The organism is Algoriphagus ratkowskyi (assembly GCF_002150505.1).
Lineage (GTDB): Bacteria > Bacteroidota > Bacteroidia > Cytophagales > Cyclobacteriaceae > Algoriphagus > Algoriphagus ratkowskyi.
Window position 1 is genome coordinate 123355 of sequence record NZ_MSSV01000002.1, and the last position, 23734, is coordinate 147088.

The 23734-nt window shown below is 39.6% G+C and carries 17 protein-coding genes; 10 read left to right on the top strand and 7 right to left on the bottom strand.

Annotated elements, in window-relative coordinates:
- Positions 1–184: 184 nt before the first annotated feature.
- The gene (locus BVH02_RS02280) at positions 185–364 is read right to left on the bottom strand and encodes a histone H1 (protein WP_086498438.1); all 180 of its coding nucleotides are present in this window, start codon (positions 362–364) and stop codon (positions 185–187) included.
- A 244-nt stretch (positions 365–608) separates the two neighbouring features.
- Entirely contained in the window at positions 609–1709 is a 1101-nt protein-coding gene (locus BVH02_RS02285; protein ID WP_086498439.1) for a Gfo/Idh/MocA family protein, read from the bottom strand.
- A gap of 116 nt (positions 1710–1825) precedes the next feature.
- Between BVH02_RS02285 and BVH02_RS02290 the strand changes: the two genes are divergently transcribed.
- Positions 1826–2284, top strand: coding sequence for a GlcG/HbpS family heme-binding protein (locus BVH02_RS02290; RefSeq protein ID WP_086498441.1), 459 nt, complete (start codon positions 1826–1828; stop codon positions 2282–2284).
- A gap of 129 nt (positions 2285–2413) precedes the next feature.
- Here BVH02_RS02290 and BVH02_RS02295 read toward each other — a convergent pair whose 3' ends face one another.
- The 4 genes from BVH02_RS02295 to BVH02_RS02315 all read right to left on the bottom strand — a co-directional run bounded on the left by BVH02_RS02295 (position 2414) and on the right by BVH02_RS02315 (position 4871).
- Complete coding sequence (locus BVH02_RS02295) at positions 2414–2641, bottom strand: hypothetical protein (RefSeq protein WP_086498962.1); 228 nt, start codon at positions 2639–2641, stop codon at positions 2414–2416.
- A 99-nt stretch (positions 2642–2740) separates the two neighbouring features.
- The gene (locus tag BVH02_RS02300) at positions 2741–3121 is read right to left on the bottom strand and encodes a DUF4174 domain-containing protein (RefSeq protein WP_158093849.1); all 381 of its coding nucleotides are present in this window, start codon (positions 3119–3121) and stop codon (positions 2741–2743) included.
- Between the two features lie 81 nt (positions 3122–3202).
- The gene (locus tag BVH02_RS02305) at positions 3203–3496 is read right to left on the bottom strand and encodes a hypothetical protein (protein WP_223271804.1); all 294 of its coding nucleotides are present in this window, start codon (positions 3494–3496) and stop codon (positions 3203–3205) included.
- Positions 3497–4259: 763 nt separating this feature from the next.
- Positions 4260–4871 carry an HD domain-containing protein gene (locus tag BVH02_RS02315; protein WP_086498446.1) on the bottom strand — a complete coding sequence of 204 codons (612 nt, stop codon included), beginning with the start codon at positions 4869–4871 and terminating at the stop codon, positions 4260–4262.
- Between the two features lie 394 nt (positions 4872–5265).
- Here BVH02_RS02315 and BVH02_RS02320 point away from each other — a divergent pair, with 394 nt between their 5' ends.
- The 9 genes from BVH02_RS02320 (at position 5266) to gloA2 (ending at position 22165) form a co-directional block, all read left to right on the top strand.
- Positions 5266–7509, top strand: a complete 2244-nt coding sequence (locus tag BVH02_RS02320; RefSeq protein ID WP_086498448.1) for a sodium-translocating pyrophosphatase — start codon at positions 5266–5268, stop codon at positions 7507–7509.
- 467 nt (positions 7510–7976) lie between these two features.
- A complete protein-coding gene (locus tag BVH02_RS02325; RefSeq protein WP_086498450.1) occupies positions 7977–11168 on the top strand; it encodes a SusC/RagA family TonB-linked outer membrane protein in 3192 nt (1063 codons plus the stop codon).
- A gap of 11 nt (positions 11169–11179) precedes the next feature.
- Positions 11180–12577, top strand: coding sequence for a SusD/RagB family nutrient-binding outer membrane lipoprotein (locus BVH02_RS02330; RefSeq protein ID WP_086498452.1), 1398 nt, complete (start codon positions 11180–11182; stop codon positions 12575–12577).
- A gap of 410 nt (positions 12578–12987) precedes the next feature.
- Positions 12988–16074: a SusC/RagA family TonB-linked outer membrane protein gene (locus BVH02_RS02335; RefSeq protein ID WP_086498454.1), complete on the top strand. Its 3087-nt coding sequence runs from the start codon at positions 12988–12990 to the stop codon at positions 16072–16074.
- Between the two features lie 18 nt (positions 16075–16092).
- Positions 16093–17505 carry a SusD/RagB family nutrient-binding outer membrane lipoprotein gene (locus BVH02_RS02340; RefSeq protein ID WP_086498456.1) on the top strand — a complete coding sequence of 471 codons (1413 nt, stop codon included), beginning with the start codon at positions 16093–16095 and terminating at the stop codon, positions 17503–17505.
- A 77-nt stretch (positions 17506–17582) separates the two neighbouring features.
- Positions 17583–18887, top strand: a complete 1305-nt coding sequence (locus BVH02_RS02345) for a D-alanyl-D-alanine carboxypeptidase (RefSeq protein WP_086498458.1) — start codon at positions 17583–17585, stop codon at positions 18885–18887.
- Positions 18888–18918: 31 nt separating this feature from the next.
- A complete protein-coding gene (locus BVH02_RS02350; RefSeq protein WP_086498460.1) occupies positions 18919–19620 on the top strand; it encodes a PDDEXK nuclease domain-containing protein in 702 nt (233 codons plus the stop codon).
- 39 nt (positions 19621–19659) lie between these two features.
- Positions 19660–21765, top strand: a complete 2106-nt coding sequence (locus tag BVH02_RS02355) for a S9 family peptidase (RefSeq protein ID WP_086498462.1) — start codon at positions 19660–19662, stop codon at positions 21763–21765.
- A 10-nt stretch (positions 21766–21775) separates the two neighbouring features.
- Positions 21776–22165: an SMU1112c/YaeR family gloxylase I-like metalloprotein gene (gloA2, locus tag BVH02_RS02360; protein ID WP_086498464.1), complete on the top strand. Its 390-nt coding sequence runs from the start codon at positions 21776–21778 to the stop codon at positions 22163–22165.
- Positions 22166–22231: 66 nt separating this feature from the next.
- Here gloA2 and BVH02_RS02365 read toward each other — a convergent pair whose 3' ends face one another.
- Positions 22232–23725: a RagB/SusD family nutrient uptake outer membrane protein gene (locus tag BVH02_RS02365; RefSeq protein ID WP_086498465.1), complete on the bottom strand. Its 1494-nt coding sequence runs from the start codon at positions 23723–23725 to the stop codon at positions 22232–22234.
- Positions 23726–23734 lie beyond the last annotated feature (9 nt).

Genomic DNA, 23734 nt, shown 5'->3' on the forward strand with positions numbered 1-23734 from the left:
TACCCTTATTCAAGGATATCATCAGATCTATTCTTTTTAAGTTATTCACGTCCTTTTTGAATCTAGTTTCGCTTTCCACTTAAGCAATCCCCTTAGATCAAATCATGTTTGTTTTTTGCCAGTAAATCAAAAAGCCCCGATAGAAAATTCTATCGGGGCTTTTATTGTACTATACTAAATTGAATTATTTAGTCTCGTTTTTCTTTGCTGTAACTTCAGCTCTGATTTCTTGTGCAAGATTTTTGATGGCTTGCATGCCTGTTCTTACTCTAGTACCAGCTGCTTTGTTGCCATTTTCGTAGAACTTTGCAAAGTCTGCTTCTAAAGAATCGACCAAATCTTTTACTTCTTGGTGTCTGCTCATAATCGTTTTTTGGTTGGTTATAAAATGTAATTGAATACAATAAACATCATTTATAGTGCCTTAAGAAGTCTTTTGACGTTTATTTTTAATTTTTAGTGCAGAAAAATGATGTTTTCATCAAAACACTCATTTTTTTCAACTTTTAGCAATATTTCTTACTTAACATTACGTTTAATGTGCTTTTGAAAAATGACTCTATCCTCCCCAGATTGGGATATTGGCTACCTAAAAGGACTAGACTTGTCTATATCAGTATTCTCTTGCCCGTTTTCGCAGACTCTAATATAGCTTCAACAATTCGAATGTCACGAAGTCCTTCCTCTCCAGGCACAGCTTGAGGTTTGCGTTCCATAATTGTTTGTGCATCATTATCCATTTGCCAGACCTGCTCCATTGGAAGTTGAAATGGAAAATTAATTTCTCCCAATGGGCTTTGCCCTTTGTTGCCGGCATATGCAGAAAAAGGTGCCATCTCTATCATTCCGTTTTCACAGTTAATAGTGAGAAAATTCATATTGTCCCCAAATGAAGTTTTAATTGTCCCGATCACTCCTCCTGGAAACTCCAGCTCAGCTTCCACTATTTCACCGAGCCCATCCTTGTAAATAGCTGGACGTTCGGTCCATACTTTGGCAGAATTAACTGCAATAGGCTCCATACCCGAACCAAGTCTAGCTCCCTGGATCGCATAAACACCCATATCGTAGATCACTCCTCCACCCATCTCAGCCTTTTGTTTCCAGTGGTCAGTACGATTTTCCCTGTAGCCAGCTGCACAATCCAGCCCCATTACCTTGCCAAGACTTTTCTCTTGTACAATCTTCTGATAAGCCAGCGTATTCGGCTCATGCTGGCATCTGTAGCCTATCGACAGAGAGACATTCGCTTGCTTACAGGCATCAATCATTGCCTGACAATCCTCTACTGTCACAGCCATAGGCTTCTCACACCAGACGTGCTTGCCTGCCTTGGCTGCGCGTATCACATATTCCTTGTGCATTGAAGGTGGTAATACTATATATATTACATCTATATCTGGATTCTCAGCAATAGTGTCGAAGGTTTCATAATTGTAAATATTCTTTTCTGGAATCCTGTACTTAGCTTTCCAAACTGCTGCCTTAGAAGGAGTGCCAGTCACAATTCCAGCCAGGTAGCAATTTTCTGTTTTTTCAAGCGCTGGAGCCAATAAGTCATTACTATAATACCCTAGACCTACTAAGGCTACTCCAAGTTTGTCTTTGCGCGATTTAGTAGATGATAATACGCTAAAAGGTGAACTCATGCTCACGCCAACTCCGAGAGCGAGAGATTTCAAAGTGGTTCTTCTGGAGATAAAACTCATAGGTTATAGGTTTGGTGTTTGAATTTTAAAAGGATTATCAAGATAATGCTTTTGGCTATAGCTCCAAAAAATCGCTAATTTCAATGACATTTACTATCTCCATTAATTTCGTACCCATGAAAAAACTAGCACTACTCATTTTTCTTCTTTTTCCAATTATCACTCAAGCGCAAGACTACATGCAACCTTATTTAACGCTGGAAGACGCAACTCGCATTTCGAATGCTGCAGAAGCCAAATCAAAGGCTGAAGGATGGAATATGGTAATTGTAATAATGGATGCTGGCGGCCATATTATTTCCCTTCGGAAAATGGACGGTGTCCAAATTGGAAGTATAGATGTAGCTATAGCCAAAGCTAAATCTGCTGTCTATTTCAAGCGTCCAACCAAAGTCTTTGAAGACGCAATGAAAGCAGAAGGAGGAACTAGAATAGTCACCTTACCAAACGCTGTGGCCATTGAAGGCGGATTGCCTATATTTAAAGACGGAACTATTATAGGATCTATTGGGATATCTGGTGCTAGCTCCGCTCAAGATGGAACTGTAGCATCTTTTGCTGTGGCGGCGTATTGACTATTATATACGTTGTCAAAAAGCTACTATACAAAATTGCCTCCGATAACTTTTTATCGGAGGCAACGATTAAATCTAGTTCTAAGAGTGATTTAGCTACAAATGAATTTCTGACCTGAAAAGGGTTTTTCAATTATATACGTTAGAAATAATAGAATGCCCGGCTGATTTACAGCAATTCTCGCATAAATCCACGTCTTGTTTCAGTGTCAGCGCTTTTCTCAAGGCCTCATTCCCTGTATTATATGGACCTAGGTAATCCCTGTCATAGGGATCAGGAATTAGGACACAATCTCGATCATGAACCTCATGCAGCCCTTTATTATTTGGTTTGGAAGAAAGGTAAAAGAATTTCATAGCTAAGTCGATGATTATATATTTCATCAAAATTACCCATCTCATCTATATGAAAACATACCCTATACAGGGTATTTATGGTATGAAAAAGTGAAAATTTTATTTATTATCCTCGATTCTGGACTGTATTTCTGATTGGCGCATGGGCATTTGATCAATCAATGAAAATACTTGCTTCATTGAAAATTCCTGAAAAGTCCCTGAAGCTTTCACACCACCATCTAGTCCTATAAGCACCCATTCGGTTGTTGAGCTTGTTTGAGATAGGACTTTCAGAAATCCAGTGGAATCTATCTCATCCTCCCCGGAGGTTTGTATGAATTCATCCTTGTTGAACTCCACTAGAAGGAGCTTCCTTTCCTCAATTTTCTTCTCGGAACTCTCCAAAATGGAGTCGAGAATTGAGTTTTCAAAATTGATGATAAGCAAACGGTTTTTCCACCGAAAGTCTTCAAGGGTTTTACCGGTCTGAGGCACCATAAAAAAAAGATACGTTAGCAAAATGCATGAATTCATAAGGACATAACTACCAAGTGTCCTTTTGGTTACAAAATTTCCTTACTAATTCAAATATCGACCAAGCAATTCAGCCCATTCCTCATCTAGGGTCATATCTGGACAAGGCTCACCCGCTCTCCTATACCAATAGTCCGCATTCCATTGATCTCCTTCCTTTCTGTGCAGATAGGCATGAATTCTGGCGGCAGCCTTTCCATCAAGACCATCTACCTCATTATGGGCTTTTTCCCAATCGCCATTTCCATCAAACCATAGTGCCTTTACTATTGGACTGTAAGCTTTGATTTTATCTGCAGATCCTAAAAATTCAGCAATTAATATTTCATCAATTTTCATAGTTACCTTAATTTACTCCTCCAATAAAAGACTCTCTCATCCAAATGTCCTTACTCATGTTCTAGAATTTTAAATATTTCATTTAAAATTGCCTCAGATATATTTGCACAAATACACACCATATCTCCCCAAATCATGCTTTTGCAAAGATAACTGATATTTTTCTTCATCATTTTGGTTAATTCCAATGGCCTAACTACCCAGACAGACAATGCTCCTCATCTAAAAGCAATTGTGAACGAACTTGAAGATACTTTTGATGGTGATATAAGGTTTTACATCAAAAATCTAAAAACTGAAACGTTAGTAGAAATCTATTCAAAATCCATTTTCCCAACCGCCAGTATAGTAAATAAAGCAATCCTCTTGGACATTTTTAATATAATAAATGATGGGATCTGTGCTTGAAGACAGCCTTTGATTTTTCAGAATTCCATCAATAATGGTTGTTTTAGTATCATGCATTTTTTTTTAGGATTAACCACAGACGAATCATTACATGTTAATCGCATTCATGCTGAGTTATTCATACAACATTACTTCACTTTGGAATTATGCACTAGCAGGCGGAGGAGTCCAAATAAGTGAGTCAATGAATAATTTGGGATAAAAATACGACAAAGTTAACAGTCGCAGACTTGGAAAAGAGGGAGTCTTGGAAAAGTACGACTATGACCATTCTACCATCAATGAAATGAATGTCATCCTTATCAGATTAAACAACCTAGAATAAACACCCTGTGAGGGTTGGCTTACTAAAAAGTCAAATTGCGGCTTTAGATAATTTGTCAATTTGAGACTTAAGAAATTTCAGATTCTTGTCTTTACCAGGCTTAAAAAACTTGAGAGCATAAGTTGTATGGTATTGGTGATCCACCATGAATTTCTCAGAGTTTCTCAACCAATCTAAAAGATCTACTTTTTGCTCGTTTAACTGCTCGAATTCCTGCTTCAGTAGCAAGGTCTGCGCATAACATTGATCCGAGCTCAAATGATACAGGTCAGCATCGCATAAAATTGACTCAAAAAGATTACTGGGCTGTTGTGGAACTTTGGTAGCAAGTATTGCCCTGCAGATATTATCTATTCTCTTTTGCGTAAGCCCTAACTCCTGCAAAAATGTTTGAGCAAATTCTGCTCCTCTGAGCTCATGTTCAAGTGCCTTTCCATTCCAATAACCAACATCATGCAACCAGCCAGAAAAAAACACTTCCTCCAACTCTGACTTTTCTAGTTTATAATACAACCCGATCTCCCGCACCCGATCTACTATAGATAAGGTATGCTCTAGGTTATGATAGCAAACGTCTGGATTTAATTGCTCTTCAAACATTTTTCTAATGATGATTTCAAAGTTATCTAGATTTCTATCCACAGGTTTTTTATAGATTATTCAAGTTTAAAGAAAACTAATTTACTATTTATATTGAATTAGTAACATTTAAGCTCTTGAATTTTAGCCAATTGAAATAAATACATCAGCAACTAGGCTATAAAAACATTGGGATTCTATAAGAACAATAACATTTCACACCTCAAAGAATTATTACAAATCGTGAGAACTCGAATTGTGTTCTCAATTTACATTTCTTCAACTAAACCAAAATCTTTTCTAGAATATGGAATTTAAAGCAGGATTTCATTACACAATCATTAATAAATCTTGCAAAAACAGCAGTATAGCACATAACATTTTGTAATTGGTCAGTAATGTAGAAGTTATATATTTGCTCAATTAACATTTTCAAAATAACAGTTCGACTTACTTTATGGAACAAGCTTTAATTTATGCAGTCCCCGCGCTGGGGCTGGTGGGCCTGATCGTGATGGCCATTAAATCTGCCTGGGTGACTAAGCAGGAAACAGGTGACGAAAACATGATAGAGCTTGCAGGCTATATAGCTGATGGAGCAATGGCATTTTTGAAAGCCGAATGGAAAGTACTTTCCTATTTTGCAGTTATTGCCGTAATTCTATTGATATGGTCAGGAATGTCCGTTGAGACATCAAGTCCTGTGATTGCTATTTCCTTCCTTATCGGAGCTGTATTATCAGCCTTAGCAGGATATATAGGAATGAACATCGCTACCAAAGCGAATGTGCGTACCACTCAAGCTGCTAGAACTAGTTTGAAACATGCCCTTAAGGTATCCTTCACCGGAGGCTCTGTCATGGGACTTGGCGTTGCTGGATTGGCAGTATTGGGACTCGGTTCCTTGTTTATCTTATTTTACAATATGTATGTTCTGAACGTTGCTGGTGCAGGAGTGAATGGTTTGGAAATGGAAAAAGCACTTGAAGTTCTTGCAGGTTTTTCATTAGGAGCTGAGTCTATTGCACTTTTTGCGCGTGTAGGTGGTGGTATTTATACTAAAGCTGCTGATGTCGGGGCCGATTTGGTAGGAAAAGTAGAAGCTGGTATCCCGGAAGATGATATCAGAAATCCTGCAACAATAGCTGATAATGTCGGTGACAACGTAGGTGACGTAGCAGGAATGGGCGCTGATTTATTTGGTTCTTATGTAGCTACGATCCTTGCTACCATGGTATTGGGACGTGAGATTGTATCAATAGATAATTTTGGAGGAATCGCTCCTATCCTACTTCCAATGGTTTTGGCAGGTTTGGGGATTGTATTCTCTATCATGGGAATGTTCTTCGTGACTATCAAAAATGATAAAGGAGATGTGCAGCATGCACTGAACATGGGCAACTGGTCATCTATAGTTTTCACGGGTATTGCTTCATTTTTTGTAGTGAAATATATGCTTCCTGAGACCTTGTCGATTAGAGGATATGACTTTACTAACATGGATGTGTTCTATGCAATCATACTTGGCTTAGTAGTAGGAACTCTGATGAGTATCATCACAGAATATTATACAGCTATGGGTAAGCGACCTGTGCAATCAATTATCAAGCAATCTGCTACTGGACATGCTACCAATATCATTGCAGGACTAGCAGTCGGAATGGAATCAACAGTTCTCCCTATCCTAGTTTTGGCAGGTGGAATCATGGGTTCCTACGCTTTCGCTGGACTATATGGAGTAGCAATCGCTGCAGCAGGTATGATGGCGACTACCGCTATGCAACTTGCGATTGACGGCTTTGGCCCGATAGCGGATAATGCTGGTGGTATCGCAGAGATGAGTCAACTGCCGGAAGAAGTGAGAGAACGTACAGATATCTTGGATGCCGTGGGTAATACTACAGCAGCTTCAGGCAAAGGCTTTGCAATTGCTTCTGCTGCTTTGACTTCACTTGCGCTATTTGCAGCATTTGTGGGTGTGGCAGGGATTGATGCGATTGATATTTTCAAAGCCCCAGTTTTAGCTGCTCTTTTTGTGGGTGGTATGATTCCATACATTTTCTCATCCTTGGCTATTGCCGCTGTCGGTCGAGCAGCTATGGAAATGGTGAATGAAGTAAGGCGCCAATTCAGAGAGATTCCAGGGATCATGGAATACAAAGCCAAACCAGAATACGATAAGTGTGTGGAGATATCTACCAAAGCTTCTCTTCGCGAGATGCTTCTTCCAGGAGCTATCGCTTTGATCACTCCTCTTATAGTTGGATTTGGTTTTCAAGGTGTTTTTGAGCAGGTTTCTTCTGCAGAGATGCTTGGAGGATTACTTGCAGGTGTGACAGTTTCCGGAGTATTGATGGGAATGTTCCAGTCCAATGCTGGTGGCGCTTGGGATAATGCAAAGAAGTCTTTTGAAAAAGGTGTAGAGATCGATGGTGAGATGTATTATAAAAAATCTGAACCACATAAAGCTTCTGTCACTGGAGATACGGTAGGTGATCCATTCAAAGATACCTCTGGACCATCTATGAACATTTTGATCAAATTGATGTCTATCGTAGCACTGATTATAGCCCCTCATATCAGTCAAAAACCTCACCTCGATACTATGTCAGGAAAAGTAGAGGTCAAAAAAGAAATCAGGTATGAAAACCGGGAAAAAGTGGTAACTGAAACTATCACTAAAATTAATGAGGTTAATTAATACCCTCCTACTTTTCAACTATTAAAAGACTGCCTCACACGGGGCAGTCTTTTTTTTGCTCTCATCTCCAGCATTATAGCTCACTATTGCGGGTATCAAAATTGCAATACCGCAAAAACACGCAAGAACAATTTTATTTAGGCTTAAAAAAATATTTAGAGATTTGTTAAAAATCAGCTGATTAAGATTAAAATAACTGATTCATTATTCTTAATTTAAGATGTTATGCTAGGTAGATTAACCAAATTAAGCAGGATTATCAGTTATTTTCGATATGAGTGATGAATATTGAAGCAGCTATTAGACCTGCAATAGTATGCCAGAGTTTTAAAATTTAAGCAATTAATAAGGAGCTAGCACACTGACAACGCGCCACTTAAGCTCCAAAAACATTCTAAACAGTTCAGTAATTTGCCATATATCAAATAAAACAGCAAACCAATTAATATATTATAACTAACAAACACATGAAGAAAAACTACGCAATAACATTGCTTTTTCTTTTGGGGTTTCTGGTCAGCATACCGCTGTATGCCCAGCAAACTGTAAAAGGTAAAGTATCCGCCCAAGAAGATGGTGCACCACTTCCTGGCGTAAGCATAGTCGTTCAAGGTTCCTCCACAGGAACTGTGTCTGACTTGGATGGAAACTACTCCATCTCCGTACCCGGATCTGAATCAGTTCTGGTGTATTCCTTTATAGGATATACAACCCAAAGAAAAATAGTAGGCAATTCCGCTGAAATCAACATCATCTTAGGAGAAGATATTTCTCAGCTGGGTGAAGTAGTGGTGACTGCGCTTGGAATCACCCGAGATGAGCGATCAATCGGTTACTCGACTCAGGAAGTGAAAGGTGAAAACCTAACGTACACGAAAGAACAAAACGTACTAGGTTCACTTTCTGGTAAAATAGCAGGTGTACAAGTCACAGGATCATCCGGAGCAAGTATGGGTGGGACTCAGAAAATCAAAATCAGAGGGGTTAACTCCATTTCAGGAGGAGGCGAACCATTGATGGTTATCGACGGCACCCCGATCTCAAACTCTAATTTCTCCGGTTCATCTGGACAGGATTACGGTAATCTTGGTCAGGATATTAACCCTGAGGACATAGAAACAATCAACGTATTGAAAGGCCCCGCTGCTTCAGCACTTTATGGGATCAGAGGACAATATGGTGTGATTATGATAACTACCAAAAAGGGTAAGAAAGGTTCAGATGTAAAAGTGGAATTGAGCTCTGCAGTATTTGTAGATAAAGTAAGTAACCTAATGCCCTATCAGAATCAATATGGTGGAGGCTCCAGCCAAACTTGGAGAACACTTCCTAATGGTGACAAATATGTTGATATGTCTGTAGATGAAAGCTGGGGACCAAAAACTGACGGAACATTGGCTCGTCAGGTTATGAGTTTCTATCCTCAGGACCCTACTTTTGGTCAGTTGACGCCTTTCGTGTCTTATCCAGATAATATCAGAGACTATTACGAAACAGGTACAAACGTAAACAATGGAGTCACTATTACTGGTGGTGGTGCCAATTCCAACTTCCGAGTTAGTGTAAATGACACTAGAATTCAAGGGGTTGAGCCTAATACCTCGTTGAAAAGAAATAATGTGGGAGTTAGCTTAGGGGTTGATCTTACTAAAAAGCTTAAGGTAACGACTAATGTTAACTATGCTGCAAACAATGGCCGCAGGCCTGGGCAAGGTTCTGAAGATGGTTCAAGATATTTGGGACAATGGTTCCAAAGATCTATGGATATGAATAGACTTAAAGACTATAAGTATGATGATGGTACATTCCTAAACTGGAATTTAAGAAGACCAAGCACTTCCACAGGAGAAATCACAAATTTCAATCCCCTCTATTGGGCAAATCCTTATTTCTTAGCTAATGAAAACTTTAGCGATGATAATAGAGATCGATTCTTCGGGGATGTAGGTATTTCATACCAAATTTTACCAGAGTTAAAAGTAAGTGCATTTGTCAGATCTGACATGTATACACAAAACATTAACTCCAGAGCATCATTTGGAGGAACGGGTAACCCGGGATATTCTATAGGAAAATATCAAAACACAGAAATGAATTATGAGTTTTTGGCCCAATACAATAAGGTTTGGAATAAATTCTCATTGGATGCAAATGTTGGTGGAAATTTTTATGACAGAGACTATTCTTACCTATCTATGGCGACAGTGGGTGGTCTTACATCACCAGGATTCTATAATATTAATGCATCAATAGATAGACCATCTACAACCTCATATCAGCAAAACAAACAAATCAAAAGTGCTTACGCAATGGTTTCTTTAGGATATAACAACACCTATTTCATAGATGCTTCCATAAGAAATGACAATTCTAGTACACTTCCAGTTGAAAACAACTCGTATTGGTACCCATCTATTTCTACATCATTGGTATTTAGCGAGTGGATCAAATCTGACGTAATGACACTTGGTAAACTCAGACTTAGCTACGCTCAAGCAGGTTCTGATTTGAATCCTTATAGCACAACCTCCTTCTTTAATGTGGGAAGTACTTATACTGGATCCTCTACTGTGAATACACTTTCTGTTCCTGATAACTTGAACAATCCTAATATCAAGCCTTCATTTGCTCATTCTTATGAAGCTGGTGTGGATTTCAAATTTTATGAGGGAAAAGTAGGATTATCCTTTACTTATTACAATCAAAGAAATGAGAATCAAATCCTAAACTTAGATGTTTCTGGAACGAGTGGATATGGATCTGCCACTATTAACGCTGGTGAGATTGTAAATAAAGGACTTGAGTTGGCCATTACAGCTACTCCATACCGAAATGACAACTTCAGCTGGGATATGTCATTCAATGTTAGTAGAAACAGAAATGAAGTAGTGGAGCTATATCCGGGTATAGACGTGTATCAATATGGAAGCACGACATATTCTTCTACAACCAGTTATTTGAATTCCTACGTTGGCAAACCATTTGGAAGCTTGGTGGGTCAAGCATACAAAAGAGACGAAGCCACAGGTAAAATCCTTTTAGGAGGCAATAATTTACCGCTTTATACGGATGCTACTCATGATTTCGGAACAGTTTTACCTGACTTTAATGGAGGTTTTCAAAACGTCTTAAATTATAAAAACTTCCAATTGGCAGCCATGATTGATTTCCAAGCTGGTGGTCAGTTTTTCTCCAGATCAAAAATGCTTGCCGTAAGAACTGGATTGGATCCACTATCTGCAGCTACTAATGAAAATGGAATGAATGTCAGAGATCCACTTGCAGAAGGTGGTGGCGTGAGAATAGAAGGAATTTCAGCGGAGACTGGAGAAGAGGTGACAGCCTTTGTTGATGCAAAAGCTTATTACGGCGTAGTGGCTCGAAGAATCTACGAAGATTGGTTGTATGACGCTTCTTTCATCAGATTGAGAGAAGTTAGCTTGAGCTACAATTTCTCAAAAGCTCAATACGCTAAACTGCCTGTGGAAAATGTAAGACTTGCACTAGTTGGTAGAAATTTGGGAATGCTTTTCCAAAATGCTCCTAAAGGAATCAATCCAGCCGAGCTATCTACTGGTTCACAAGCAATAGGCTGGTATGAATCGGGTCAATTGCCAAGTGTACGTTCGTTTGGTTTCAATCTTAACGTTACATTCTAATTACAGAAATCATGAAAAAATTAAATATAATGATCGTTGCAGCCCTTGTATTGGTAGGCTGTAACAATTTCGATGATAATATCAACATCAATCCAAACGTACCAAGTCAGGCTTCTGGAACACAGCTGATTGCCAATGCTATGTTATCACTATCTGGGCTCAGTTCCTCTCCACAAGGAGAGTTCATGTCTCAATATTTGAGTGAAACTCAGTATGTAAATGCATCACTTTACCCACAATCATCAACAAGCTTCTATGGTTGGTACCAAGGACCCTTAATGAATTTGGAGACTGTACTTACTGCTGATGATCTCAGTGGAGTGGAAGGTCCAGTGCCTAATCAGCTTGCGGTTGCAAAGATCCTGAAATCGTATTATATCTGGCATCTAACTGATCGATGGGGAGACATTCCCTACACCCAGGCATTAATGGGAGCAGACAATTTCACTCCAGCTTATGATTCACAGGAATCCATTTATACGGATTTGTTCAAGGTCCTTGATGAAGCTACGAGTCAAATAGTCTCAGGTAGTATTACCAATGACATAATTTTCAATGGTGATATGACGAAATGGTCAAAACTAGCTAACACCCTGAAAATGTTAATGGCACTTCGCCTTTCTGAAGTTAATCCCACATTAGGGAAAGAAAAGTTTGCTGCAGCTTTGCAAGCCGGCGTAATTACTTCCAATAGTGGAAATTTAGTGTTTAAACATTTGGCAGATGCCAACAATCAAAATTATTGGTATAATCAAATTGACCTTCAGGGAAGAGAATGGTGGGCAATTAGTGAAACTTTGATGGATAAAATGAAGCCTGTCTCTGATCCTAGACTCATGGTTTATGCTGCTCCAAATCGTACGGATGGAAAATATACAGGATTGGTTTTTGGAGAAACTGTCAATATTGACACCGAAAAGTATGCTCTTCTAGGTAAAGCTATTCATGCTCAAGATGCCCCTATTTATTTAGTAACTTATGCTCAAGCTCTTTTTGCACAAGCAGAAGCTGCTAAGCGCGGCTGGATTTCCGGTGGTGATGCTTCAGCAGAAGACAATTACAAAAAGGCAATCGTAGCATCTATGGATCAATGGGGAGCTGATAAGAGCACACTCAATAATTTCATGACTCAACCAGAAATCGCATATTCCCCAGCAATGGCTATGGAGCAAATCGCTACTCAGCGATGGGTTCACCTTTTCATGCACGGCTATGAGGGTTGGGCAGAATATCGTAGAACGGGCTATCCAAATAATATGGTGTCACCTGGCGGATCCGATGTACCAAATAGGCAAATCTATATAGAAACTGAGCAGTTTAACAATACAGACAACTACAACGAGGCTGTTCAAAGACAATTCGGAGGACCCGAAAGTCTATACGGAAAAGTCTGGTGGGATGTCAATTAACCTGTAGTTAATAGAAAATCTTTTATAAATAATCCGCTTTAATTTAAATCCCTTGGTACTTTATCAAGGGATTTTTTTTGATTAAAAATTCTGCATTCTGCTCTATTTGAACCCAGAAAAAAGCAGAATATTGCAAATTTATCTCCCTATTAGTTCGAATAAATCATAAATGTATTGTGAAAAATTGATTGGTTAAATTTAATTATCACATCTATTCTCATTAAATTAAGCTATCAATAGATGATTTCAACTCATAATTAATTGAATAAAACGGAAGTTTTACTAATAAGAAATTTGATTTTTTACAGTTTTAGATCATTTCTGTAATTGATTCTTACCTAATTATGGATAGACCTTAAAGTACTATTGAGCAGTAAAAAACAGCATTATAAATTTAAACCAATATACACATGAAGAAAAACTACGTAATGACCTTGCTTTTTCTTTTAGGGATTCTGGTTAGCATACCCCTGTATGCCCAGCAAACTGTAAAAGGAAAAGTAATAGCCCAAGAAGACGGGAAACCGCTTCCTGGTGCTAGTATTTTGATCCAAGGTACCAATACTGGCACTGTGACGGACATTGATGGATTTTATAGCATTAATGTTCCAAACGCAAAATCAGTATTGGTTTTCTCTTTTATTGGCTTTGATTCCAAAAGCCTGCCTGTAGGTTCTGCTACTATACTTGATGTAGTCTTGGCTACTTCAGCATCTGATCTTGATGAATTTATCGTAACAGCATTTGGTATTTCTCAGGAGAAAAAATCTTTAGGATATGCAGCTCAAAGCATAGACTCAGAGGCGATCACAGCCACTAAACAAGTGAATGTAGTCAATGCGCTACAGGGGCAGGTTGCTGGAGTCCAGGTAACTAATTCTGGTGGCGCACCAGGACAATCTGCTAGGATTATTATACGCGGGATCAATTCACTCGACCCTAATGCAGATAATCAACCATTATTTGTAGTAGACGGTGTTCCTGTGGACAACTCTACAGTCGAGTCTGCTGGGACTCCTAGAGGAATGACCAACAGAATTGCCGATATCAATCCGAATGACATAGAGACTATGTCCGTATTGAAAGGTGCTGCGGCTACAGCCTTATATGGTGTACGTGCAGCAAATGGTGCGGTAATTATTACAACCAAAAAAGGTAAGTCAGGACAAGTCCAAGTAAACTTCTCTAGTTCATTTGGCATGGATGAGCTCGTAAAGAAGCCAGCACTGCAAGATGAATATGGTCAAGGATTTAGTGGAGTTAGAGATGACAGCAGCTTTTGGCCTTCTTGGGGAGCTAGTTTTGCTGAAGAAAATGACCCTAATTATGTTTTTCAGGATAATTGGACTAATGCCTTCAATACCGGGAAAACTTTTGACAATAACTTAAGTGTATCAGGCGGAAATGATAAGGCTACCTTTTACGGGTCTTTTGGCCGATTAGATCAAGAAGGAATTATACCTTTCTCCAATTGGGAAAGAACTACTGCAAAACTTTCTGGTACAGTCACCGCAAGTGAGAAATTTAACTTCTCAGGATCGATCAATTACAGTAATTCCGGAGGAAATAGAGTCCCTCACGACAGATTTCTTGAACGGATGATGTATTGGTCAGAATCAACAGATGTCACTGATTACATTAATGAAGATGGCACCATGAAAACTTATGGTAACACCAACCCAATCTACGATGCTAGATTTGCCACCTATGAGGATGATGTAAATAGAGTAATCGGTAATATCAATTTCAATTATAGTCCAACGGATTGGTTGATGTTCTCCTATAGATTGGGAACTGACTTCTACAGTGATAGCCGAACAGAAATCACTCCGGGTCCGATGGGGATTGTTGGTGAACAAGCATTGGATGATATAGGGTTTTTAGAAGAAACAAGAATCAACAGCAAAGACCTGAACTCCAACTTCTACATCACTTTGAAAAAACAATGGAACGAAAGTTGGAACACACAATTAAGGGTAGGTAATGATATTTTTCAAAGAAAATACGACAGAATTACTGCTACTGGGAAAGAGTTTGTAATTCCAGGATTTTATAACCTAAGTAATACAACTCAGATTTTCGCTAGTCAGGGAAAAAGTGTCCGCAGATTGGTAGGTTTTTATGGTGACTTGATGGTTGATTACAAAAACTTTCTGTTCTTAAACGTAACAGGAAGAAATGACATCTCTTCTACCCTACCTAAGGAAAATAATTCCTTCTTTTATCCATCTGTAAGCTTAGGTTATGTGTTCAGTGAAAATTTTGACATGCCATCTTGGTTTACCTTCGGAAAGCTTAGAGCATCATGGGCGCAGGTAGGTAAGGATACCAATCCTCACATCTTAGGAGCAACTTTTGTTTCTCCATCTGTTTTCCCATTGAACGGTCAAGTAGGATTCTCTAAAAACTCTACTTTCGGAGATCCTGCCTTGAAACCAGAGAGAACAACCTCCGTTGAGTTTGGAACTCAACTGGCATTCTTTAACAATAAGTTGAATTTGGATGTGACTTACTATAAGTCCAACTCAAAAGATCAAATCATTCCAGTTCCTATTTCCGATGCAACAGGTTTTTCATCCTACATCACAAATGCAGGAGAGATCGAGAATAAAGGATTTGAATTCGTCATTGGTGGAACTCCTCTTGAGCGAGGCGATTTCCGTTGGGATGTAACTGCTAACCTTACTACTAACAATAATGAGGTGAAAAGTATCCGTGAAGGTATAGATCAGATTGTAATTGGTTCGCAGTATGGTTATGCATCAGCGACAGTAACTATGATTCTTAAAGAAGGTCAATCTTATGGTAATATATATGGCGCATCTTATGTGAGAGCTGGAGCTGATCCAGAATCTGAATTTCTAGACAGAAGCCTTCCGCAGGTAATTGCAAGTAATGGGTTCCCTTTAAGAAATGGCAATCAGCTTATACTAGGAAATGCAGTCCCTAAATTATTTGGAGGCTTGAAAAACCAATTCAATTACAAGGGATTTGAATTCTCCTTCTTGGTTGATTTCAGAACTGGGTTAGAGCAGTATAATCAATTTGGCAACTTCCTTTCCGCGTTTGGAAAGCAAGAAGATGCCGAAAGAAGAAATGAAACTGTAGTATTTCCAGGAGTTTTAGCTGATGGATCACAAAACACAAAACCTGTATGGCTTGGTCAAGGTAAAGGCCCTGATGGAGTGGATTATGGTGCTGGATATTGGAGAAATAATTACAGAGGATCTTCAGAGAATTTTGTAAATGATGCCAGCTATATCAAGCTTAGAAATATCACACTGGCTTATAATTTACAACCAGAGGTACTTAATAAAACACCATTTAGAACTGCAAGAATTGCTTTGGCAGCAAACAATATTATCCTTTCCACACCTTGGGATGGATTTGACCCTGAGTCCTTCTCAGCAGGCGCAGGTGGTAATGCTGTAGGATTCACCGGACTAGGATTTCCGGGTGTACAGAGCTATTTCGTTACTTTAAACCTGGGATTCTAACCTCTAAAAGACTAGAAAATGAAATTAAAAAATAAAATAAAAACACTTTTGGGCGTATCTCTGGTTCTTTCGGCTTCTGCCTGTGAATCATATCTTGATGTGAACGATAACCCAAATAATCCTCAGGACGCACCAATCTCAGGGCTTATGACAAACATTACCTATGAGACAAGCTGGAATGTGTATCGGGAAGGAAGCGCTGTGAGTAATTATGTCCAGTATTTGGCTTCGCCAAATCCTGGAAGCAGCTCTGATACCATGGAGCCTTTAAATTTCAGCTCACTTTGGTTCAGTCTTTACAATGTGATGACTGATCTATATACTATGAATGAAAAAGCTGAAGCTGAAGGAGCGCGGCATTACCTAGGCGCAGGCCAAGTCTTGATGGCTCTCAATCTTGGAATGACCGTAGATTTATTCGGTGATGTACCGTTTTCTGAAAGCTTCAATTTCACCACTGTAACCCCTGCTTATGACGATGACAAAGCACTTTATGGTAACATAATGAGTCTTCTTGACCAAGGGATTTCTAATCTTCAGGCCACCACTACTTCATCAATGGGTAATGACGATTTCATATACGGTGGAGATCTCGATTTATGGTTGAAATTTGCGCACACCCTGAAGGCACGTTACATGATCCACCAGAAAGGTGACCCAGGATATAGTGCTGCAGAGGTGCTGGCAGCAGTGGATAAAGGCTTTAAGACAAATGATCAAAATGCTCAAGTCGTTTTCTTTGAGCAACGTTTTAATCCTTGGGCTTCAGACGCGATCGCCAATGCAAACCTTAACCTAACCGGATGGATCTCAGAGCAATTTATCCAAGCATTGGACGGAACTTCCTACCCTACGGTGGATCCAAGACTTAAATTGATGGTAGGAACTACTAAAGAAGGTAAATTTGTCGGAACAGTGAATGGTGCAGGTCGAGGAAATGCACCTGAGCAAGGAGCTAGATCTACGCTCGTGGAAGGTCAATATTACACTAGCAGACAGGCTCCATTGTTGATCGCTACCTTTGCTGAATTGAAGTTCATCGAGGCAGAGGCCGCATTCGCCACTGACAAAACCAGAGCTTATGCAGCGTATTTGGCTGGAATCGAAGCACACATGAATATGCTAAGTGTAAACTCTACTGAAAAATCTGCTTATTTAACACATCCTAGCGTAAGTATGGGCGCAGCTGCATTAACAATCGATGCTATTTTTAAAGAGAAATACGTAGCGATGTTCTTGCACCCAGAAACATGGAACGATGCTAGAAGGTATGACTATGGATATAAGAACATGACTTTGCCTGAAAATCTCAACCCTGATCTTGGTGGTAAGTACCTCAGAAGACTTGCATATCCAGATAGTGAAGTGAGTAGAAATGGTGCAAATGTACCAGTTGTATCTTTGCTTGACCGAGTTTGGTGGAATCAATAGTTTTAACTTCTTTTTTAAGTCTCCTGCCAATTGGCGGGGGACTTTTTTGTTTAAATTGAATTGTAAAAAATTTCGAAATGAAAAAACTCCTTATTGCCTGTCTGATACTATTTAGCTCATGCACCGTACAGAAAATAAATAATTCACTCACCAAATCTGACATCTTTGACAAAGGTCATTTGGGATTTATGCTCTTGGATCCTGATAAGGATAAAGTGCTAGTGGACATCAATTCAGATAAGTATTTTATCCCAGCTTCTAACACCAAACTTTTTACTTTCTACACTTCCTACACCATTCTAGGTGATAGCCTGATCAATGGACTGAATTATCTGGAGCGGGGAGATTCATTAATATTCTGGGGTACCGGTGATCCAAGTTTACTTCACCCCGATCTGAAAAATACTGTAGCGCTAGATTTTCTAAAAAATCAAACCAAGCAGCTCTATCTGCTCGATAACTTTGATCAAGTGGATGCATTCGGTCCGGGATGGGCGTGGGATTGGTACAATTACTATTATGCCACCGAGCGATCTGCTTTTCCAATCTATGGTAACGTAGTGCGATTTGACAAGAAGGATGAGAATTCAAAATTTGAGATCATCCCAAGTCAATTCAAGAATTTACTAAAAGCAGAAACCCCAGAAAACTGGAAAAGTTATAATTTCCAGCGAGATCAAAATGCTAATCTTTTCACCTATCAACTTCCAGAAAAATGGGAAGGTACTTTTGAGACTGATATCCCTTTTATGACCTCACCCGAATTAGCTGCTTATTCCCTTACAGAAGTACTTGGTAAAAAAGTGACGTTGATCAAGAATGAAACCTATCTCAGCGCCAATTCAAAAAAACTTCAAACAGCCGCCGCCGACAGCATTTATTCGCAGATGATGAAAATCTCTGACAATTTCCTAGCAGAACAACTTTTGCTCTTGGTTTCAGACCAACTAGACAACAAGCTAAGTACAGCTGACGCCATTGCTTATGCCAAGGAAAATCTTTTGGCAGACCTACCTGACGAACCTATTTGGGTAGATGGTTCTGGGCTTTCTTCCAAAAATATGTTCACTCCCCGAAGCATCATTGCATTGCTTGGCAAGATCCGATCGGAAGTTCCTTTGGAGAAAATCAAAGCGTATTTCCCAGCGGGTGGTGAATCAGGAACGATTCGTAATTGGTATCCTTCAGACCCAGGTCAACCTCCCTACATCTATGCCAAAACAGGCACACTATCTATGAGCAATGCCTTGAGTGGCTACTTACTGACTAAAAGTGGGAAAATTCTGCATTTCTCCTGCCTTATGAATAATTATCCTATCTCGGGAAATGAGCTAAAAACTGAGCTCACGAAGGTGCTTTATTACATTCACGATAAGTATTAAGACCCACTGATGAACTAAAAGAAGAACTGCCATGACCTCAAAGCCAGAAGTGAACAAATACGAATCGCTCAAAAGCCGGATTGGAGAACTTCTTCTTCTCGGTCGGGAAAATGCAGGACGAGCAGTGAATACTATTCTGGTACAGACCTACTGGCATATTGGAAAACATATTGTTGAATTTGAGCAGGGCGGCAACGAAAAATTGGAATATGGAAGTTCTGTTTTGGATCGTCTTTCTAGGGATTTGACATTACAGTATGGAAAGGGATTTGGTAGATCCAACTTGTTTTACATGCGTAAACTTTATCAAGCAATTGGAAATAGTGGGACACTGTCCCACAAATTGAGCTGGGGACATTATTATGAAATCCTGAAAGCTGATAATAACCTAGAAATCGGATTCTACTCCAAAGAGTGTGAAAAGGAAAAATGGAGTGTACGAGAATTGAAGAGACAAATGAAGAGCATGCTTTTTCACAGATTGGCACTGAGCAAGGACAAAAAAGCTGTCTTAAAACTAGCAGAGAAGGGTAGCGAAATTCAGAATCCAACCGACATACTCAAAGATCCTTACGTATTTGAATTTCTAGGTATTCCAGATCCACTGACCTATTCAGAAAGTGAATTGGAAAACAGATTGGTTGCTAACCTGCAAAGCTTCCTTCTAGAACTAGGAAAAGGCTTTGCCTTCCTGACAAAGAAGCACTTGCCTATGAACTGGAAAAATTTCTAGAACAAGAGTCAAAATCCTAAACACTATATTTTTAAAACCATGAAGATATCTACACTTCCCAAATTCATCATCGGACAGTCTTTCTACCTCTTACTATTTACTATTTACCTCTTACCTCAGACTGTCCATTCCCAATCCTTCACTATGGAGCAGGTAGGAAAGTTCAGTTTCCCTTCTGAACTCACCTCCTCACCTACGGGCGAGAAAATAGCTTGGGCGATGAATGAGCAAGGAAAACGTAACATCTATTTTGCAGAAGGTCCAACGTTTGACCCTAAAAAATTGACTGATTTCAATGAAGACGACGGACAGGAAATTAGTAGTTTGCAATTTACGCCAGATGGTAACTGGATAATATTTGTACGCGGCGGGGATCATGGAGGTGGCAATGCTTCCTCCACCGTTAATGCTCAAAACCTCCCTACTCTGCCTAAAGTACAGATTTGGAAAATCAACCTAGCTGGTGGAAAAATAGAAATTGTCACCGAAGCAGACGATCCTATAGTTGGGGCACCTAACCAACTCGCCTTTCTAAAAGGTGGGCAAGTTTGGACAGTTGATTTAAAAAACTCAGCTAAGCCAGCCCAGCTTTTTGAGGTCAAGGGAAATGTGAATTACGCTCAATACTCGCCTGATGGGAGCAAGTTGGCTTTTGTCTCCAATCGAGGATCACATTCCTTGGTGGGAATTTTTCAGGATAACTCTACACCTATCCAATGGATTTCACCTTCATTTCATCGTGATGTTATACCTCAATGGTCACCCGACGGAAAGCATCTTTCTTTTATCAGACTTCAAGGAGGAAAAGGAGCTGAATATCCAGTGCTAGAGCCGCGACACACGCCTTGGGAAATCTGGATCGCAAACGCATCATCAGGCACAGCTAAAAAACTATGGAAAGCTCCTGAGACACTTAGAGGTTCATATCCAAACCCATTCTTTTCCTTTAGTGCAGATGGAAACTTAATCTTCCAGTCTTATGAAGATGGCTGGCAACATTTATATGCACTCGAAGTTGCTTCAGGTAAGACTACATTACTTACACCAGGTGATTATATGGTCGAGCAGGTCAACCTAAGTTCCGATAAATCAAAGTTGATTTTCTCTGCAAATACTGGATCTCAACCTCAAGATTTAGATCGTCGACACATTGGAGCTATAAATCTAGCAAGCAAAAAACTTAATTGGATAACGGAGGGAGAAGGTATAGAAGCCTATCCTGTATGGATCGGAAACGCTGGAAAAACAGCATTTTTCAGCGCTAATTCACAGCGTTCACACCTTATTGCAGTTAATGATGGCATCAATACCAAGCTATTACAAGAGAGTATTATCCCGGCAGATTTCCCTCAAGCCTCACTAGTAGTTCCCACACAGGTGAAATTCACCGCTCCAGATGGCACCACGGTCTATGGACAATTGTTCCAAAAAGAAGGCGGATCAACTTCAAAACCAGGAATTATCTTTGCCCATGGCGGACCACAGCGGCAGATGCTTTTGGGCTGGAGCTACATGGATTACTATTCCAACACATACGCACTCAACCAGTATTTGGCAGAGCTTGGCTTCGTGGTGCTATCTGTGAATTTCAGGTTAGGGATCGGCTATGGGTATGAATTCCACCGCCCGGCCAATGGCTATTATCAAGGAGCTGTAGAATACCAAGATATCAAAGCAGGAGGAGAATATTTAGCTAAGTTATCTCAAGTAAATGGCGATAAAATCGGGATATATGGAGGAAGCTACGGTGGATACTTGACAGCATTAGCGTTGGCTAGAGATTCTGATCTCTTCAAAGTGGGCGTTGATATTCATGGAGTTCACGACCTAGATGGACGATATGAGTTACCAGAGACTTATGAAGCTGCCCCTGATCTAGACAAAGCCAAGAAGATAGCATGGGAATCTTCACCCATGGCAGATTTGGCTACGTGGACTTCTCCTGTACTGTTTATTCATTCTGATGATGACCGAAATGTCGATGTTGCTCAAACAGCTTATATAATTCGGAGATTTGAAGAATTGGGGAACCCTTACGAATCCATCATTATTCCTGGAGATACTCATCACTGGATGAAGTGGTCAAATATGATAAAAGTGGATCAAGCGACTGCTGATTTTCTGAAAAAACATCTAATGGACTAAATAGACTTCCGTGATTCAATTATTAAATATTCATCATATTGCCATTATCTGCAAGGATTATGAGCGCTCCAAAAAGTTTTATACTGAAGTATTAGGACTTGAGATAGTAAGAGAAGTTTATCGTGATTACAGGAAGTCTTACAAACTAGACTTGAGTCTGAATTCAAATTATATTATCGAACTATTTTCATTTCCTTCACCTCCGGATAGAGCATCTAGACCGGAGGCAGCTGGATTGAGACACTTGGCTTTTGCCGTGAAAAACCTGGATGAATGCATTCAGCATTTGGCTGTGCATGATGTCACTGCTGAACCTATCAGAATGGATGAGTTCACTGGAAAACGATTCACTTTCATAGCTGATCCAGACGAGTTGCCAATAGAATTTTACGAGGTTTAGTCGGTAAAAAATATCAAAAAAAAGCCCGAGGATTTCTCCACGGGCCTTTTACATTTTCAAAAAACCTTATAATGGATTCTGCACCATGTTGTCATTGGCGTTAATCTCACTGATAGGGATCTGCCACTGCCAGTTGTTAGTGCCAGCTTCCTCAGTGTATTTACCATTGATAACTGATCCAACGTGATTGGAACCAACTCTATCAAGTGGTAAGTTAAGGCGCTTCAAATCATAAAATCTGAAACCTTCACCCCATAGTTCAACTCTTCTTTGAACCATGATTTCCTCAATTAATTCATTGCCCGTTTTAGTTGATCTAACATATTCAGGATTTCTTGTAGAAGCGAAATCAAATAGAACCTGAGCAGCGTCAGCATCATTTCCGCTTCTAGCTAAAGCTTCAGCTTCGTTCAAATACATCTCAGCCGCTCTCATATATGGCACATCACCTACAGATGACGCATTTGCCTGAGCAAGAAACTTACGATTCATGTAATTGATTTTAGAGAAACTAGTCAAGGTCACCTCATCAATAAATGGATCTCTCTTAGAAGCAGTCCCTGCATTGGCATCCCATAAAATTTTTCTGTAATCAGTAGCAGGGATCTTGTCGTAAAGCAACTTATTAATTGCTTTAGGATTACCTCTGATGTTTGTAGAGCTAAAGTTAACAGACATGTAAGCAAAGAAAGATGCAAAGAATGTACCTTGATCATCTACCTGACGACAACCCCAAATCCATTCTGGATTGTCTACGCTATTGAAACCTTGATACAATTGGCTTTCAGACATTAAATCATAGCCTTCTCGGGAAGCTTTGGCAGCCTGAGCTGCCTCCGTGAACTTGCCTTGTGCCATTGCTACACGAGCTTTAATTCCATTTGCCACATCAATATTGATGTGAGAAGTAGCATTTCTACTCGTGGATAGAAGAGCTAAAGCATCAGTAAGGTCTACGTTTATCTGTGCATAAACTTCTTCTACAGTATTTCTAGCACCACCTTCTGATATTGGCTCTATTACGATAGGCACTCCTAGCTGAGAGTTACTGCCACCAGCGTTATAGCGTTCGGCAAACATTTGCACAAGGTTGAAATGAGCCCAAGCTCTGTAGGCTAAAGCCTGACCTTTTATCTCATCTTTTTCGGCTTGAGGACCTACAACATTGTCAATTTTGGAAATAATCATATTAGCGTTACCAATAACCTTGTAGTAATATCTCCAGACAAAGCGAACATCTCCTGAATTTTCATTAACGTGATTCAACCATCTAACAGTAGATACATACCACCCATTTCCTGAAGTAGTAAATACAACATCTTCCGCTAGTACATCACGCATGATCATCACGCCACTCTCTGCAGCCTGTCCTTGACTGTCAAATCGGATATGAAGCATTCTGTGAATCCCATTTAATGCAGCCATTGCATTCTGAGTAGAAGTAAATACTGCCTCTTCAGATACTGCATCGGTTGGAACTGTGTCCAAGTAATCATCTGCGCAGCTCGTGCCTACTAGTAGCGCTCCTGCAATAACTATTTTACTTATAATATTTTTCATAGTCTTTCT